This is a genomic window from Nannocystis sp. RBIL2 (assembly GCF_026626745.1).
Taxonomy (GTDB): domain Bacteria; phylum Myxococcota_A; class Polyangia; order Nannocystales; family Nannocystaceae; genus Nannocystis.
This window is the reverse complement of the sequence record NZ_JAPNJW010000002.1, coordinates 3,372,328-3,388,608: the sequence shown is the minus strand read 5'-3', so window position 1 is coordinate 3,388,608 and position 16,281 is coordinate 3,372,328. Positions and strand designations below refer to the sequence as shown.

General features: G+C 71.2%; 11 protein-coding genes. 5 read left to right on the top strand and 6 right to left on the bottom strand.

From position 1 onward, the window contains the following. Positions 1-7: 7 nt before the first annotated feature. The 3 genes from lpdA to OV090_RS38565 are packed head-to-tail and all read right to left on the bottom strand — an operon-like array spanning position 8 to position 5,485. Positions 8-1,408 carry a dihydrolipoyl dehydrogenase gene (gene lpdA, locus OV090_RS38575; RefSeq protein WP_267709832.1) on the bottom strand — a complete coding sequence of 467 codons (1,401 nt, stop codon included), beginning with the start codon at positions 1,406-1,408 and terminating at the stop codon, positions 8-10. 38 nt (positions 1,409-1,446) lie between these two features. Continuing rightward, positions 1,447-2,703, bottom strand: coding sequence for a 2-oxoglutarate dehydrogenase complex dihydrolipoyllysine-residue succinyltransferase (odhB, locus tag OV090_RS38570; protein ID WP_267709831.1), 1,257 nt, complete (start codon positions 2,701-2,703; stop codon positions 1,447-1,449). Continuing rightward, positions 2,696-5,485 carry a 2-oxoglutarate dehydrogenase E1 component gene (locus OV090_RS38565; RefSeq protein WP_267709830.1) on the bottom strand — a complete coding sequence of 930 codons (2,790 nt, stop codon included), beginning with the start codon at positions 5,483-5,485 and terminating at the stop codon, positions 2,696-2,698. The genes odhB and OV090_RS38565 overlap by 8 nt, the downstream gene beginning before the upstream one ends. Positions 5,486-5,797: 312 nt before the next feature. Here OV090_RS38565 and OV090_RS38560 point away from each other — a divergent pair, with 312 nt between their 5' ends. From OV090_RS38560 to OV090_RS38550, 3 genes are all read left to right on the top strand, one after another. Next, entirely contained in the window at positions 5,798-6,874 is a 1,077-nt protein-coding gene (locus OV090_RS38560; protein ID WP_267709829.1) for a hypothetical protein, read from the top strand. A 19-nt stretch (positions 6,875-6,893) separates the two neighbouring features. Beyond that, positions 6,894-7,979 (top strand): hypothetical protein, encoded by a 1,086-nt coding sequence (locus tag OV090_RS38555; protein ID WP_267709828.1) that lies wholly within the window; start codon positions 6,894-6,896, stop codon positions 7,977-7,979. A 116-nt stretch (positions 7,980-8,095) separates the two neighbouring features. After that, the gene (locus OV090_RS38550) at positions 8,096-9,064 is read left to right on the top strand and encodes a ribulose phosphate epimerase (protein WP_267709827.1); all 969 of its coding nucleotides are present in this window, start codon (positions 8,096-8,098) and stop codon (positions 9,062-9,064) included. Positions 9,065-9,186: 122 nt separating this feature from the next. Here the strand turns inward: OV090_RS38550 and OV090_RS38545 are convergent, their stop codons facing one another. From OV090_RS38545 to amrA, 3 genes are all read right to left on the bottom strand, one after another. Beyond that, complete coding sequence (locus tag OV090_RS38545) at positions 9,187-10,020, bottom strand: CDP-alcohol phosphatidyltransferase family protein (protein ID WP_267709826.1); 834 nt, start codon at positions 10,018-10,020, stop codon at positions 9,187-9,189. 8 nt (positions 10,021-10,028) lie between these two features. Continuing rightward, positions 10,029-10,673 (bottom strand): adenylate kinase, encoded by a 645-nt coding sequence (locus OV090_RS38540; RefSeq protein WP_267709825.1) that lies wholly within the window; start codon positions 10,671-10,673, stop codon positions 10,029-10,031. Positions 10,674-11,344: 671 nt separating this feature from the next. Further along, complete coding sequence (amrA, locus tag OV090_RS38535) at positions 11,345-12,025, bottom strand: AmmeMemoRadiSam system protein A (RefSeq protein WP_267709824.1); 681 nt, start codon at positions 12,023-12,025, stop codon at positions 11,345-11,347. A 959-nt stretch (positions 12,026-12,984) separates the two neighbouring features. Between amrA and OV090_RS38530 the strand changes: the two genes are divergently transcribed. After that, positions 12,985-13,344, top strand: a complete 360-nt coding sequence (locus OV090_RS38530) for a DUF962 domain-containing protein (RefSeq protein WP_267709823.1) — start codon at positions 12,985-12,987, stop codon at positions 13,342-13,344. A 31-nt stretch (positions 13,345-13,375) separates the two neighbouring features. Further along, positions 13,376-15,799 (top strand): S46 family peptidase, encoded by a 2,424-nt coding sequence (locus OV090_RS38525; RefSeq protein ID WP_267709822.1) that lies wholly within the window; start codon positions 13,376-13,378, stop codon positions 15,797-15,799. The last annotated feature ends 482 nt before the right edge of the window (positions 15,800-16,281 follow it).

Here is a 16,281-nt window from a genome sequence, read left to right as displayed (position 1 = left end):
GCGGGCCTCAGATGTTGAGGACGCGGCCGCCGGCGTCGAGCGCCGCCTCCTTGACCACCTCCGACAGGGTCGGGTGGGCATGGACGCTGCGGGCGATGTCCTCGGCGCTGGCGGAGAACTCGATGGCCACCGCGGCCTCGGCGATGAGGTCGCCGGCGCGCGGGCCGATGATGTGGACGCCGAGGACGCGGTCGGTCTCGGCGTGGGCGAGGATCTTCACCAGGCCGTCGGTCTCGCCGAGCGCCTTGGCGCGGGCGTTGGCGAGGAACGGGAAGCTGCCCTTCTTGAACGGCACGCCGGCCTGCTTGAGCTCGGGCTCGGTCTTGCCGACGCTGGCGATCTCCGGGTGCGTGTAAATGATGTTGGGGATCGCGTCGTAGTTGACGTGACCCGGCTGGCCGGCCATGCCCTCGACGGCGGCGATGCCCTCTTCCTCGGCCTTGTGGGCCAGCATCGGGCCGGGGATGACGTCGCCGATCGCCCAGATGCCGGGCACCGCGGTGGCGTAGTGGGCGTCGACCTGGACGAAGCCGCGGCGGTCGAGCTGGACGCCGACGGCCTCGGCGCCGAGGCCCTCGGTGTTGGGCTTGCGGCCGACGGCCACGAGCACGCGGTCGCCGGTGATCGTCTGCGACTGGCCGTCGGGCGCGGTGAAGGCCACCTCGACGCTGTCGCCCTTGCGGGTCGCGCCGGTGACCTTGACGCCGAGGCGGATGTCGAGGCCCTGCTTGGCGAACAGCTTGGCCGCGACCTTGCTGACGTCGGGGTCCATGATCGGCAGGAGCGCCGGCATGTACTCGAGCACCGTGACCTTGGCGCCGAGGCGGGCCCACACCGAGCCGAGCTCGAGGCCGATGACGCCGGCGCCGATGACGATCAAGTGCTCGGGCACGCTCGGGTAGGCGAGCGCGTGGGTCGAGTGACCGATGCGGTCGCCGTCGAACGCGACGCCGGGGATGGTCGCCGGCACCGAGCCGGTGGCGATGAGGATCCGCTTCGTCTCGAGCACCTCGGGGGTCTCGCCCGCGACCTCGACCTTGCCGGGCGCGACGATCTTGCCGAGGCCCTTGGCCCAGTGGATCTTGTGCTTGCGGAACAGGCCCGCCACGCCGCCCGTGAGCTGTTTGACGATCTTGTCCTTGCGACCCAGCATCGTCGGCAGGTCGAGCTCGACGCCGCCGATCTTGATGCCGTGCTCGGCCGAGTGCAGGCGCGCGGCGGTGAACCGCTCGCTCGACTCGAGCAGCGCCTTGCTCGGGATGCAGCCGACGTTGAGGCAGGTGCCGCCGAGGGTCGGGTCCTTCTCGACGCAGGCGGTGCGCAGGCCGAGCTGGGCGGCCCGGATGGCGGCGACGTAGCCGCCGGGGCCGGAGCCGATGACGACGAGATCGAAGGTCTCTTGGGACATGGTGTTATGGACCTGTCTTGGTGGACATGTCTTGACGGTCAGACGTCGAGGAGCAGGCGGTCGGGCGCCTCGATGCGCTCCTTGACGTGGACCAGGAACTGCACCGCCTCGCGGCCGTCGACCAGGCGGTGGTCGTAGGACAGCGCGAGGTACATGATCGGGCGGATCTCGACCTGGCCGTTCACCGCGACCGGGCGCTCGACGACGTTGTGGAGGCCGAGGATGCCGGTCTGCGGCGGGTTCAGGATCGGGGTCGACAGCATCGAGCCGTAGATGCCGCCGTTCGAGATGGTGAAGGTGCCGCCGCTGAGCTCGTCGAGCGTCAGCTTGTTCTCGCGGGCGCGCACGGCTAGGCGGGCGATCTCCTTCTCGATGTCGGCGAAGCCGAGCTGGTCGGCGCCGCGGACCACGGGGACGACCAGGCCCTTGCCGCCGCCGACGGCCACGCCGACGTCGTAGTAGCGCTTGTAGACGATGTCGTCGCCGCGGATCTCGGCGTTGACCGCCGGGTAGGCCTTCAGGGCCGACACCGCCGCCTTGACGAAGAACGACATGAAGCCGAGCTTCGCCCCGTGCTTGTCGACGAACCCCTGCTTGTAGGCGTTGCGCAGGCGGTACACGGCCGACATGTCGACCTCGTTGAAGGTCGTCAGGATCGCCGCGGTCTGCTGGGCCTGGAGCAGCCGCTCGGCGACGCGCCGGCGCAGCGGGGTCATGGTGACGATCTCCTCGCGGCCGCCGGCCTGCGGGCGCGGGGCGAGCGGCGCGGCGGGCTTGCTCTCGGCGGCCGGCTTCTTGGCCTCGGCCGGCTGGGCCTGCGCGGGCTGGGCCTGGGCCGCGGCGCGCTGGACGTCCTCCTTCAACACGCGGCCGCCGCGGCCGGTGCCCTCGACCGTGCCGAGGTCGACGCCGGTGCGGCCGGCCTCGGCGCGCGCGGCCGGCATCGGCTCGCCGCCGGCCTTGGCCTGCGGCTGGGCTGATTGTTGGGACCTGTCCGAAGGGGCCTGTCCCGAAGCACCTGGCGCGGGGGACATGCCCGAAGGGGCAGGTGCCGCGCCGGCCTCGCCGATGACGCCGATGGTGTCGCCGACGTTGACCTTGGCGCCCTGCTGGGCGGAGATCTCGGTGATCACGCCGGCGGCGGGCGAGGGGACCTCGACGGTGATCTTGTCGGTCTCGAGCTCGACGAGCGGCTGGTCGACGCTGACGCGGTCGCCGGCCTTGACGCGCCAGGACGAGACGACGGCCTCGGTGATGGACTCGCCGAGCGGCGGGACTTTGATCGGGCTAGGCATTGGCGGCACTCCGGGCGGCTTCGGGCAGGTTGGCGAAGGCTTCTTCGAGGATGAGCTTGCGTTCGTAGGCGTGGCTGTCGGGCGAGCCGGTCGCCGGGCTGGCGCTGGCGGCCCGGCCGATGTACTTGAGCGGGCGCTGCAGGTTGCGCGCGGCGAGGGCGTCGCCGAGGCAGCCGCGGACGAAGCTCCAGGCGCCGGAGTTGCGCGGCTCCTCCTGCACCCAGCACAGATCGCGGGCGCCCGGGTAGCGAGCCAGGACCGCCAGGAGCGGCGACTCCGGGAACGGGTACAGCTGCTCGACGCGGACGATGGCGACGCGGCCCTCCTTCCGCTGCTCGCGCTCCTCGGCGAGGTCGTAGAAGATCTTGCCGCTGCACAGCATGACCCGCTCGACCTGGGCCGGGTCGGCCCGCTCGTCGTCGATCACGCGGGCGAAGCCGCCGTCGGTGAACGCCTCGACCGGCGAGAACGACGGCCGCGAGCGCAGGAGGCTCTTCGGCGTCATCAGAATCAGCGGCTTGCGCCACGGCCGCAGCACCTGCCGCCGCAGCGCGTGGAACACCTGCGCCGGGGTGGTGAGGTTGCAGACCTGGATGTTGTCCTCGGCGCACAGCTGCAGGAACCGCTCGAGCCGCGCGCTCGAGTGCTCGGGCCCCTGGCCCTCGTAGCCGTGCGGCAGCATCAGCGTCAGGCCGCTGAGGCGGTTCCACTTGTCCTCGCTGGCGACGATGAAGTTGTCGATGATGATCTGGGCGCCGTTGGCGAAGTCGCCGAACTGGGCCTCCCACACGATCAGCGACTCCGGCGAGCAGATGCTGTAGCCGAACTCGAACCCGAGCACGCCGTACTCCGACAGCGGGCTGTTGAAGATCTCGAAGCGCGCCTGGCCCTCGCCGAGCTCGTACAGCGGCGACCACGAGCGGCCGCTCTTGGTGTCGGTGTAGACGGCGTGGCGGTGGCTGAAGGTGCCGCGCTGGACGTCCTGGCCGGAGAAGCGGACCTGGTGCCCGGCCTTGAGCAGGCTGCCGTAGGCCAGCAGCTCGGCGGCCTGCCACGTCAGCGGGGCTGCCCCGGAGTACATGTCCTTCAGTTCAGACGCGAACCGCTGGACCTTGTTGTGCAGGTGGAAGTCCTCCGGCCAGCGGACGATCCGCTCGGCCAGCGCGTCGAGCTGCGGGCGCGGCAGGCGGGTCGGCACGTCGGGGGTGTCGCGGTCGGGGCCGCCGCGGAACTGGCTCCACACGCCGTGCATCGGCCGCAGCCGCGTCTTGTGGGCGTACTCGCCGCGGGCCACCCCGAGCGCGCGGTCGAAGGTCGCCAGCCAGGTGCTGTCGATCGCCTCGGCGTCGGCGTCGGCGAGGGTGCCGCGGGCCAGCAGCTCGCGCTGGTAGATCGTGCGCACCGAGGCGTGCGCCTTGATCAGGTCGTACATCACCGGCTGGGTGAAGGTCGGGTCGTCGGCCTCGTTGTGGCCGAAGCGGCGGAAGCACACCAGGTCGACGATGACGTCGGTCTTGAAGCGCTGGCGGAACCCGGCGGCCAGCTTGGCGACCCACACCACGGCCTCGACGTCGTCGCCGTTGACGTGGAAGATCGGCACGTCGAGCATGTGGGCGATGCTGGTCGCGTAGGGCGTCGAGCGGGCGTCCCTCGGGTCGGTGGTGAAGCCGACCTGGTTGTTGACGACCAGGCGCACGCTGCCGCCGGTGCGGTAGCCCTCGAGGCGCGACAGGTTGAGGCTCTCCTGGACCACGCCCTGGCCGATGAAGGCGGCGTCGCCGTGGATCGTGAGGCCCATGACGCGGCTGCCGTCGACGTCGCCGATCTGGTCCTGCTTGCCGCGCACGCGGCCGGCGATGACCGGCGTGATCGCCTCAAGGTGGCTCGGGTTGAAGGCCAGCGCCAGGTACATGTCGTGGCCGCGCGAGGTCTTGTACTCGCGGAAGTGGCCGAGGTGGTACTTGACGTCGCCGGCGCCGAGCAGCTCCTCCGGGTGGTTCGACTTCTCGAACTCGAGGAACACGTCCTCGAACGGCTTGCCCATGATGCTCATCAGCACGTTGAGGCGGCCGCGGTGGGCCATGCCGATGCACACCTCGCCGACGCCGAGCTCGGCCGACTCCTCGATGATGGTGTCGACCAGCGAGATCATCGACTCGGCGCCCGAGACCGAGAAGCGCTTGGCGCCGAGGAATTTGGTGTGGAGGAACTTGTCGACGTCCTCGACGCCCGCGAGCTGGTTGAGCAGCCGCAGCTGCTCGGCCGGCGCCGGCATGACCTTGTTCTCGCAGGCCTCCATGCGCGCCTGCAGCCAGGTGCGTTGCTCGAGGTTCTGCATGTGCCAGTACTCGACGCCGATGCTGCGGCAGTAGGTGTTCTGCAGCTTGGCGAAGATCTGGCGCAGGGTCGCGCGCCGGCCCGGCATGAGCAGCCCGGGGTCGAACTCGCGGTCCATGTGCTCCTCGCCGAGGCCGAAGTAGGCCGGGTCGAGGCCGGTGGCCGGGGCCTCGCGCGGGCGACCGAGCGGATCGATCTGCGCCGCGGTGTGGCCGTGCAGCCGGTAGTGCTCGATCAGCTTGTCGACGCGGCTCTGCAGGAGAAGCTGCTCGGCCTCGCGGCTGTCGACCCGGAGCGCCGCGGGAGCTTTGCCCCCGCTGGCGCTCAGCTCGCGCAAGATCGGCACCCACTGCGGATCGACCGAGTTCGGGTCGTTCTCGTAGGCCTCGTACAGGGCCTCGAGGAAGGCGAGGTTGTGCCCGCTGAGCGTGGATTCGATATCCATAGGCCGGCCGCAGCATACTCGTTTGCGCGTTCGAGACAACGCAGCGGGGCCCCGCGGCCGCGATCGTTTTCTCTGCGGAGATCGCGCGGCGGACAGACGACCTCGCGCCGCAGCGGCGGCGGCTCGCCCGCGCGGGCGTCACGCGGGGTTTCAGCGCGGCTCGCCGCACGAGGCCTCGGCGGCGCGTCGCGGCCGGCCGCCGAGGCCTCGCGTCGGTCCCGCGGCGCGCGCGAGGGCGCAGGCCCGAGGCGAGGCTCGCGGCGCGACTTGCCGCCCCCCTTCACGGCCGATTTGTGTCACCCTTCGCCCACGATGAGTTCGAAGGCAAACCTCGACGTCCTGAGTCGCCAGGTCGCGTACTCCGGTGAAGGGATCTCCGTCAAGTCGCTCGAGACGGACATCCAAAAAGAACGCACGATCCAGGACAACAAGGTCGAGGAGCTCAAGGTCCTTCGCGAACGCAACGTGAACATCCAATCCGCGATGGCGGAAGAGCTGAAGAAGCTGCGCAAGTTCGGCGATTATCTCAACGGGACCGCCACGGGCGGCGGGTTCTGGGCCGGCTTCAAGGAGGTCCTCAGCTACATCCCCGGGCTCGGGTCGATGAGCATGAGCCAGCGGTCGATCGAGGAGCTGCTGAAGGCCCAGTACCAGGTCTCGGCCCGCCGCGTGAAAGAGGCCGCCGAGTACGTCGACACGCTCAAGCAGAGCGAGCAGGACCTGTACAAAGAGATCGACCGCATCAACGTGCGTATCGTCGAGATGGCCAAGAACGAGCGCGAGGCGCTGAATTACGTGCTCGAGCTGAAGGCGCTGCAGGAGCAGCTCGAGGGCGAGGAGCAGGCCGTCGAGGCCGGCAGCGTCGAGCAGCGCGACATCCAGGCCAACATCGACAAGGTCCGGGCCAAGCTCGCCGAGCACTCGACCAACGTGCAGCTGTACGGCTCGGCCGAGGAGCGCTACGCCCGCCTCAAAGAGAACACCCGCAAGCTGGCCGACACCATCCGCAACCTGGCCCAGGACATCCAGCAGTACACCACTGCGTCGTCGATCAAGCTCGACATGGCCTCGGCCCAGATCCAGGCGATCGGCCGCGCCGCCGACGCGTCGACCGTCATGCTCGAGATGAAGCGCAGCCTCGACGTCATGACCGAGTCGATGAACGTCACCACGCAATTCGTCAGCGACACCCAGATCTTCTTCCGCACCAACCTCGACACGTTCATCAACGAGCTCGACACGTTCGACGAGAAGACCTCGACGGTGCTCGAGGACAACCTCCGCAAGTCCAAGGAGGTCGAGGACGCGCGGATCCAGGCCGCCATCGACAAGGCGGTCAAGCGCTCCGGCGCCCCGGCCGCTTCGCCGCCGTCCCCGTCCGGCGCGTGATGCCTCCGCCGAGGTCGCGATGACGGTCGTCGCGCTGCACACCCAGGCGCTCGTCCAGCCCGAGGCGGCGACTTACCTCGATCTGCTCGGCCGCTCGCTGCACGCGGCCCGCCTGTCGAACGCGTTCCCCGAGCGCCGTCCGCTGCAGCAGTCGCTCGAGACTCTGGCCGAGTCGCTGCGCCTCGGGCTCCACGGCGAGCTGTACGTCGACTCGCGCGCCGGCCTGCCCAACCTCGCCAGCTTCACCCGGCCGCTGACCGACAAGAGCGTGGCCCGCGAGTCGCTGACGCGCATGGGCGACCGCGCGGCGCTCGAGGCCCGCGCCGGCGAGGCGGAGGTGTTCGCCCGCCTGGCCGCCAAGCACGCCTACTACGAGAAGCTGCAGGACCGCGAGCTGGCGCCGGTCGACCACCAGCGCGTGCTGCTGCGCCGCCACGACCCGGCCAGCGGCACCGCGGCGTTCCGCATCGAGCTGACCAAGCTCGACGCGAGCGGGGTGTACGTGCGCCTGCAGATCGAGCTGACGCAGGTGTCGTCGCTGTGGCGGCGCAAGGTGATCGACCTCGACAAGGACGGCGAGACGGCGGCCGCCAGCGAGGCGTTCCGGTCGATGGTGTACCGCTGCGCCGACCTCGACGCCGAGGCGCTGTTCATGCGCATGCACGGAGCCGAGGGCGTGAGCGTCGAGCGGGTCCAGCGCGGCGTGATCGGGCCGGTGCTGTTCGCGATGCCGACCGGCAGCGGAGTCCAGGTGATCCGCACCGCCGAGGCTCCCGACGACGCGCTCGGCCGCGAGTGGCACGCGTGGTCGGTCGGCGCCGGAGCAGCCGAACACGAGCGGCCCGAGCTGCTCGCCGCGTTCGCCACCGACTCGGCCGCGCTCGACATCCGCGAGGAACGCAGCAACGACCCGCTTTCGCCGCTCCTGCGCGACCGGCTGCGAGATCAGGAGCAGGCGCGTTATCGCGCTTTGCGCGAGCGCTACCCGTTCAAGGTGTTCAAGGACCGCAAGTTCGTGGCGACGCCGGGGCTCAAGACGGTGGCCCACGCGACCTGCGCGGCGGCTGGCACCAAGAACATGATCCATGCGCTCCAGATCGGCTGAGGCGCCGAGGCCCGATCGAACCTCGTCACCTTCGGCGGGTTCGGGTTTGCGTCCGGGCGCGCTTTGGCCAATCATGCCGAGACGAGCGCCGCACGCGCCGGCCGAAGGAGAAGATCATGCTTAAGTACGTTCAGTTCACCGTCATCGGCGCCGCCCTGGCGCTGGGAGCCTGTAAGGACGACGAGGGGAAGGGCAGCGGGACCAACGCGACCAACCCGAGCACCAACCCGACCAACGACGCGACCGAGGGCGACACCTCGACCGGGACCGGCGATCAGACCTCGAACGGGACGACGACCAACCCCGTCACGACCACCGCGCCGAACCCGACCACCGGCGAGGTCACCGACGGGACCGACTCCGGCGTCGGCACCGAGAGCACCGGCTCCTTCATCACCCCGCCCGACGGCGGCGGCGGCGTGAAGGAGTGCGACGTGTGGACGCAAGACTGCCCGCCCGGCCAGAAGTGCATGCCGTGGGCCGACAACGGCAGCAGCTCGTGGAACGCCACCAAGTGCTCGCCGATCGACGCCAACCCGGGCAAGGAAGGCGACCCGTGCACGGTCGAGGGCAGCGCGGTCAGCGGCGTCGACACCTGCGACGTCGGCCTGCTCTGCTGGTACTTCGACGAGAACAACAATGGCTCCTGCATCGACATGTGCAAGGGCACGCCCGACGCGCCGAGCTGCGACATGGGCCAGACCTGCGACGTGTCGAACGACGGCGTGCTGATCCTCTGCCTCGAGACCTGCGACCCGCTGGTCCAGAGCTGCCCGGCCGGCCAGATCTGCTTCTGGGACGGCCTCGACCAGTTCATCTGCGACTTCGACGCCAGCGGCGACATGGGCGCCTACGGCGATCCGTGCGCGTACGTCAACGTGTGCGACTACGGCCTGTACTGCGCCACGCCCGAGTCGGTGCCCGGCTGCGACAACGCCGACGGCTGCTGCAGCTCGTACTGCAACCTCCAGGAGCCCAACACCTGCCCCGGCGCGGACGGCGGCCAGGAGTGCGTGCCCTGGTACACCGAGGGCATGGCCCCTCCGGGACAGGAGAACATCGGCGCCTGCGCCGTCCCGGTGTGATCCGCGAGCGCGGGCGCGAGCTCGCGTAAAGGGTCGAAGGGACATGTCCTCGCGGGCATGTCCCTTCGGCGTTTAAATCTGTCCGGAGGGGCAGGCTGTCCGGAGGGACAGGCGGCCGCGGCTCACTCGTCGCCGACCGGGAACAGCGGCGGCTTGGGCTTGCCGCGGTACTCCGGGCCGATCTGGCCCCACACCAGCCAGATCGCCAGCCAGGTCGAGGGCAGCAGGACCATGAACTCGGGGTAGACGCGCATGACGAGGAAGGCCATGGCGACCAGCGACAGCGCGGCGACGGCGAGGTTGGCCCAGCGAGCGCGCAGCGCCCCGAACTTCTTGTTGCGCAGGTTCGAGACCATCAGCAGCGCGCCGACGATCATCGCCCACGGGAACGCGCACCACACGTCGGGCCCGAGCTGCAGGTCGCCGAACAGCCGGCCCTCGGCGAACCGGTCGGGCGCGGCGAGCGGGTTGTCGGGCCCGCCGTACTTGATGCAGACGAGGAACCAGTTGACGAGCAGGCCGGCGGCGAGGGTGGTCGGCACGCCGTGGAAGATGGTCTTGTCGGTGACCTCGGCGTCGCTGAGGACGTTGAAGCGGGCCAGCCGCACGGCCGCAGCGGCCAGCCACAAGCCGGCGGCCAGCAGCGCCCAGGCGAGGCCCGAACCTGACCCGAAGGGCAGGCCCGGCGTCGAGCTCAGCGCGGTCAACACCAAAAACGGCGGGACCACGCCGAAGTTGAAGAAGTCGGCGAACGAGTCCATCTGCACGCCGAAGCTGCTGGTGGCCTGCAGCCGGCGGGCGACGAAGCCGTCGGCCCGGTCGAGGAAGGTCGAGAAGAGCAGCAGCCAGGCGGCCGCGACGTAGTCGCCGCGGTGCGCCAGCAGCATCGCCCCGAGACCGCAGGCCATGGCGCCCACGGTGATGAAGTTCGGCGCGAGATACGGGACCTTCGACATGACGCGCCTCAGCCGGCGACCCGCGCCGGGCCGAGCACCGCCAGCAGCCGGGCGGTGACCTCGTCAGGCGAGCCGACGCCGTCGACCCGCTTCAGCAGGCCCTTGGCCTCGTAGAACGGGACGATCGGCGCGGTCTCGCGGTGGTACTTGTCGAGCCGCGCGGTCACTGCGGCCTCGAAGTCGTCGCTGCGGTGGACCAGCCGCGCGATGGCGTCGGGCGGCGGCGGGTTGAACTTGAGGTGATAGATGGCGCCGGTGTCGGGGTCGCTGCGCCGACCGGTGACGCGCTCGACGATCAGGGAGTCCGGCACCTCGAACAGGACGACGGCGTCGAGCGCGACCCCGGCGGCGGCGAGCGCGACGTCCAGCGCCTCGGCCTGCGGACGGGTGCGCGGGAAGCCGTCGAGCAAGAACCCGCGGGCGCAGTCGGGCCGCTGGATCCGCTCGATCACCATGCCGATGACCACGTCGTCCGGGACGAGGTCGCCGCGCTTCATCGCCGCGTCGGCCTTCTTGCCCAGCTCGGTGCCGTTGCGGACCGCCTCGCGCAACATGTCCCCGGAGGAGATGTGGGGGATCCCGTGGGTCGAGACGATGTACTGGGCCTGGGTGCCTTTGCCGGCGCCGGGCGGGCCGATGAGGATCGTGCGCATAGAGGAGAAGCTCGCAGGTGGTGCGGGCCCCGCCGCGCTCATGCGCGAAAAGGCCCGTTGGCGCGGCAACTGTGACACGGGCCCGCGGGGACCCGCAAGGTTTCCGACCGCGCGCCGGGCGACCCCGGCGAGCCAGAAACGCCTTACGGGGCCGCTCCGGGCCGGCACGCGGCTGCGCACCGTCGCAGCGGCGGGCGAGGATCACGGAGAAAGAAGATCGGCGCGCAGCTCGCGATCGCGGCGCGTGCTCCCGCCCCCGCGCCGCGACTCCAGCCGCACGGGCCAGCCGGCGACGGCGAGGTCGAGGCGATGGGGTGCGGCAGCTCGGGGACTGTCAGTCGAGGCGCAGGTCGAGACGACCGCAGCTCCGGACCGCAGGTCGAGGGCGCAGGTCAGAAGACTGCCAGTCGAGGCGCTGGGTCGAGACGACTGCCGCGATGTCGGGAGCAGGTCGGCGCAGCTCGAGGAGACTGCCAGTCGAGGACAGCCAGCGACGGTTTGCGCGATGGCGGGACACTTCGAGGCTGCGGGTCCGCAGTCGCGGCTCTTGGCGGCGCTCGTCGACGCGTCGGCGTCGCGCGAGCGCGAATCGCCGGGGCCCGAAATTGCCAGCGGCTCGCCGGGAGGGCGAGCCGCGTCGAGTCAGAAGGAGGATCGGGCTGCCGCGCCGATCAGTGGACGTACTGCACGAGCAGCGAGTTGCCGCCGGCGTGGCTGGCCGCGGCGCCCGGGTGGGCCGGCGCGACCACGGGCTCGCCGAAGGTCTCGGAGAGGAACACGCGAGCGCGGATCCGGGGCCCGTCGTGCACCGGCGACAGGCCGGCCTTGCGCATCAACGCGGCCAGGAAGTCGTGCGGGCGCGGCAGCTGGCGCCACACCACCGGCAGGAACACTGCCTGGCGCGAGCCGATGCCGAGGATCACGCCGTCGCGGCCGGGCGTGATGGCCTCAGCGATGGCGTCGAAGCCGACGCACTCGAGATGCTGCGGCTCGCCGAGGATCGAGATCTCGCCGTTCATGCGGTGCCAGCGGGACGGACGCGCCGGCGAGGTCCGCGGATCGTGGAGCCCCGCCTGCACGGCGTAGCGCACGACGGCCTGCTCGAGGTTGGGCCACGGCTCGAGCGAGCCGATGCAACCGACCAACTCGCGCACGTCGTGCCACGAGACGAACACTCGCGCCGGCGCCTCGAGACGAGGGTCCTCCTCAGGGCGCTCGGCCACGCCGACCGCAAGACCCGTGGCATCCGGGTCTTTCGCGGCCATGGCGTCGCGCAACGCCCGGCGGGCGAGGTGAAGCAGCCAGCGACGCGCCGCTTCGGAGAGCGGCTCGGGGAAGGGGGCTTTTGCCATGTCCAACGCCGGCGAACTATGGATCCTTCGGGCGGCGACGTCGACGGAAAAATGCGGGCGGCGGCGTCGCGATCCGGCGCCGTCTCGCCGAGCTCGCCGACCGCGGTGGCCGCCGGGCAGCTGTCCGTGCGCGGGGTCCCATTCGCGAGGCGACGGCGTCCTCTCGCCCGCGTCGCTACGGCGACGCAGGCGAGGCGGCGCCGGCTGCGTCGAGCGCCGCGACGCCGGGACTCCACGCGGCGGAGTTTCGCCGGCGGCAGCGTCGAGAGAGGCGCCGCCGAGGCTCCGACGCGGGCTGCGGCGAGAGGCGTCGGCGGGGCTCCGACGCGGGCAGCGTCGAGAGGCGCCGGCGGGGCTCCGACGCCCGCGTGGCTGCGCCGCGGGATCGGGGCGCGGCCTATCGGCGGGCGAGGGGGTCGAGATCTCCGAGCTGTCCAAAGGGACAGCCGAGAGGCCGCCGCGGGCTCGCAGGAGTCGGCGCGGCGGCACCGGTCGCCTCGCGCTCGTGCCTGCCGGCCTCCGCGGAGGTCGGAGGGTTGATGTGACGCTGCGGCAGAGGTTGCCCGCAGCGGCGAGTCGGCGCGGCGCTCCGACGGGTTCCCGGCGGCCTGGCGCACAGCGGAAGTCACCGCCGTCGAGGCGTGCCGAGGCTCCCGGCAGCGTCGCACCATTCGGCGAGGCGATCGGGCTCGATCTCGGCGCTTGCGCGTGCGCGGGACGGGGTGGTCGCCGGTACACGCTCGGGCGGGAATCACCGCCGGCGCGGTCGCTGGCAGTTCAGGACGGCTGGAGTGACTCACCGCCGCCGAGCCGCGCCCAGACAGCCCGGCGTCGCGGCGGGGATCGGTCGCGTGGCTGGCACTTCCGGCTCGGAGGCGTCACGGACGTCCGGTCGGCGAGCGCGCCGGCGCGCAGGGTCGGTGTGCCCGCGGCGCCGGGGATGGGATACAACAGGACCCGTGAGCACCCTGGATCGGATCGCCAGCATCGACGAGTTCTGGACCCGCGAGTTCGCGTACTACCTGCACGAGCACCGCCACCCGCTCAACCGGCTGACCCACATGTTCGGGGTGCCGATCCTGGTGGTGACCGGCGTCGGCGCCGTGGCCACGCTGAGCTGGAAGATGTTCGTGATCGGCTGGACGATCGGCTGGGCGTTCCAGATCGCCGGTCACCGCATCGAGGGCAACAAGCCGGCGCTGCTCAAGCGGCCGATCTCGTGGCTCATGGGGCCCGTGATGGTGATGGTCGAGTTCCTCGAGCTGGCCGGGCTGCACTTCGGCTTCGCCCGCCGCGCCCGCACGATCGTCGGGCTTTGAGCGCCGATCTCGCGCTGGTATGGTGGCCGGGATGCACACCCGGCCGCACCTCGTCCTCTCGCGCTCCGCCCGCTGCCTCGGGCTCGCCGCCGCCGTCTCGCTGGTGGCCTCGCCAGCTCGCGCCGACGAGGGCCAGTGGATGCCGGGGCAGATCGTGGAGCTCGACCGCGCCAAGCTGAGCGCGATGGGCCTCGAGCTGCCGCTGGAGCAGCTGTGGAGCAACAACACCGGCCTGATGCGCGCCGCGGTCAACCTCTCGGGCTGCTCGGCGGCGTTCGTGTCGGCCGAGGGCCTGATCGCCACCAATCACCACTGCGCGCACGGGGCGATCCAGGCCGTCAGCAGCGTCGAGCACGACTACATCAAGGACGGCTTCCTCGCCCGCACGCGCGCCGAGGAGCTGCCGGGCAAGGGCCTGACGGTGCGGGTGCTCGAGCGCATCGACGACGTCACCGCGGAGGTGCTGGCCGGCGCGGCGGACCTGACCGACGACCGGGCGCGGGCGCAGGCGATCGACCGCGCGCGCAAGCAGATCGTCGACACCTGCGAGAAGCCCGGCGGCGGGCTGCGCTGCGAGGTGGCGGCCTTCTACAACATGAGCCTGTTCCAGCGCTTCACCTACCGCGAGCTCCGCGACGTGCGGCTGGTGTACGCGCCGCCGTCGGCGATCGGCGAGTTCGGCGGCGAGATCGACAACTGGATGTGGCCGCGGCACACCGGCGACTTCACGCTGCTGCGCGCCTACGTCGGCCCCGGCGGCGAGCCGGCCGACCGCGCCGACGCCAACGTGCCGTACAAGCCCGACGTGTGGCTGCCGGTGGCGCACGCGGGGGTCAAGGCCGGCGACTTCGTGGCGGTGCTGGGCTACCCCGGCAACACCGAGCGCTACCTGCCGCTGTCGGAGGTCGAGCGCTACGAGTCGCAGATCTTCCCGGCCCGCATCGACATCGTCGGCGAGTGGGTGGCGATCCTCGAGGAGCTCGGGGCGACCGACCCGGCGCGCGGGATCAAGGTGGCGGCGAGCAAGAAGAGCCACGCCAACCGGCTGAAGAACGCCCGCGGCATGCTCGCCGGGTTCTCGGCGATCGGCCTGCTCGACCGCCGCCGCGCCGAGGAGGCCGAGCTCGAGAAGTGGGCCCAGGACTCGGGCGACCGCTCGCAGCGCGAGGCGCTGCCGGCCCTGCGCAAGCTCAGCGAGGAGCGCAAGGACAGCTTCGCCCACGACTACCTGCTCGAGCAGGTGCCGCACGGGCCGAACCTGCTCGGCCTGGCGATCGACCTGGTCCGCCGCGCGCGCGAGCGGCAAAAGCCCGACCTCGAGCGCTCGGCCGGCTACATGGACCGCAACGAGAAGAAGCTGTGGGAGCGCCAGGAGCGGCGCCTCCGCGACTTCGACCCGGAGGTCGACGCGCACCTGCTGGCGTCGGTGATCGCCCGCGCGCAGGCGCTGCCGGCCGCGTGGAAGCTGGATGCCTTCAAGGACATGTCCCCCGAGCCAGCCGCGACCAAGCCCGCGGCGGATGGCGCGAAGGACATGGCCGAAAAGACAGGCTCGGGGCGCGAGCGCTACCTCAAGCAGGCGCGGCAGCTGATCGCCCGCACCAAGCTGCTGGGCGAGGGCAAGGCCCAGGCGCTGTTCGACGCCGCCGACCCGGCCGCGCTGGCGGCCAGCGGCGACCCGTTCGTGGCGCTGGCGCTGGCGCTGGCGCCGGCGCTCGAGGCGGCCGAGGCGCGGGCCGAGACCCGCGCGGGCGCGGCTTCGCGGCTCGGGCCGGCGTACTTCTCGATGCTCCGCAAGGTCCGCTCCGGGCCGGTCTACCCCGACGCCAACGGCACGCTGCGCCTGTCGTACGCGTCGATCCAGGGCTACAAGCCGCGCGAGGGCCTGCTGGCGACGCCGCAGACGACGCTGACCGGGCAGATGGCGAAAGTCACCGGCGAGGACCCGTTCACGATGCCGGAGCGGGTGCTCGCGGCTGTCCCGAAGGCCAGGGAGTCCTACTGGGCCGACCCGATCCTCGGCGACGTGCCGATCGACTTCTTGAGCACCGGCGACACCACCGGCGGCAACTCCGGCAGCCCGGTGATCAACGGCCGCGGCGAGTTCGTCGGCCTCAACTTCGACCGCGTGTGGGAGAACATCGCCGGCGACTTCGGCTACAGCGAGCGCTCCCGCAACGTCGTCGTCGACGTGCGCTACCTGCTGTGGCTGCTCGACAAGGTCGAGGACGCCGACGCGCTGCTGCACGAGCTCGGGGTCGGCGGACTGCGAGTGGCCGGGGCGCGAGCGCAGGTCGGCGAGGGCACGCCGGGGCCGGCCGCCGCCGGGGCTGCGGCGGGGCGTGAGACCTGCCCGCAAGAGCGCCGCGGCTGCGGCTGCGCGAGCGGCTCGGAGTCGACGCCGTGGTGGCTGCTGGGCGGGCTGCTGTGGATCGGGCGGCGGCGGCGACGCTGAGCTGGCCGATCTCGACTTCGGCGCACGGAGGGAGAGCCGCAGGCGCTGCCGGGGCTCCTCCGGCAGCAGCGCTGAGCTCGCAGGTGGCTGTCGTGATTCCGGGGGTCGGTGCCGAGCTGGCCGATTTCTAATCGGCTTCGGCGAGCGTCACGAGAGCTGCGGGACGCTGCCGTGGCGGCGGCGGCGATCTGCTGGCTCTTGGGACAGCTTCTGTGCGGGACGGCAGGCGATGCGGGTTGCTGTGGCTCTGTCGGCGGCGGCGCTGGTTGGCCTTGGGGACAGCTTCGACCGCACGCCGAGGCAGGCGGGGCAGGTCGCCGGGGCCCGAGCCTGTCCTAGCAGACAGATATGACGACGTCGAATCGAGCGCTCTTGGATATGTCCTGAAAGACAGATTGGCGAGCCCGCTCGACCGCGCCGAGCCAGAGCAGGCTGCGCGATAATCTGTCTTCAAGGGCATGTTCATGAGCCGCGGTGAAAAG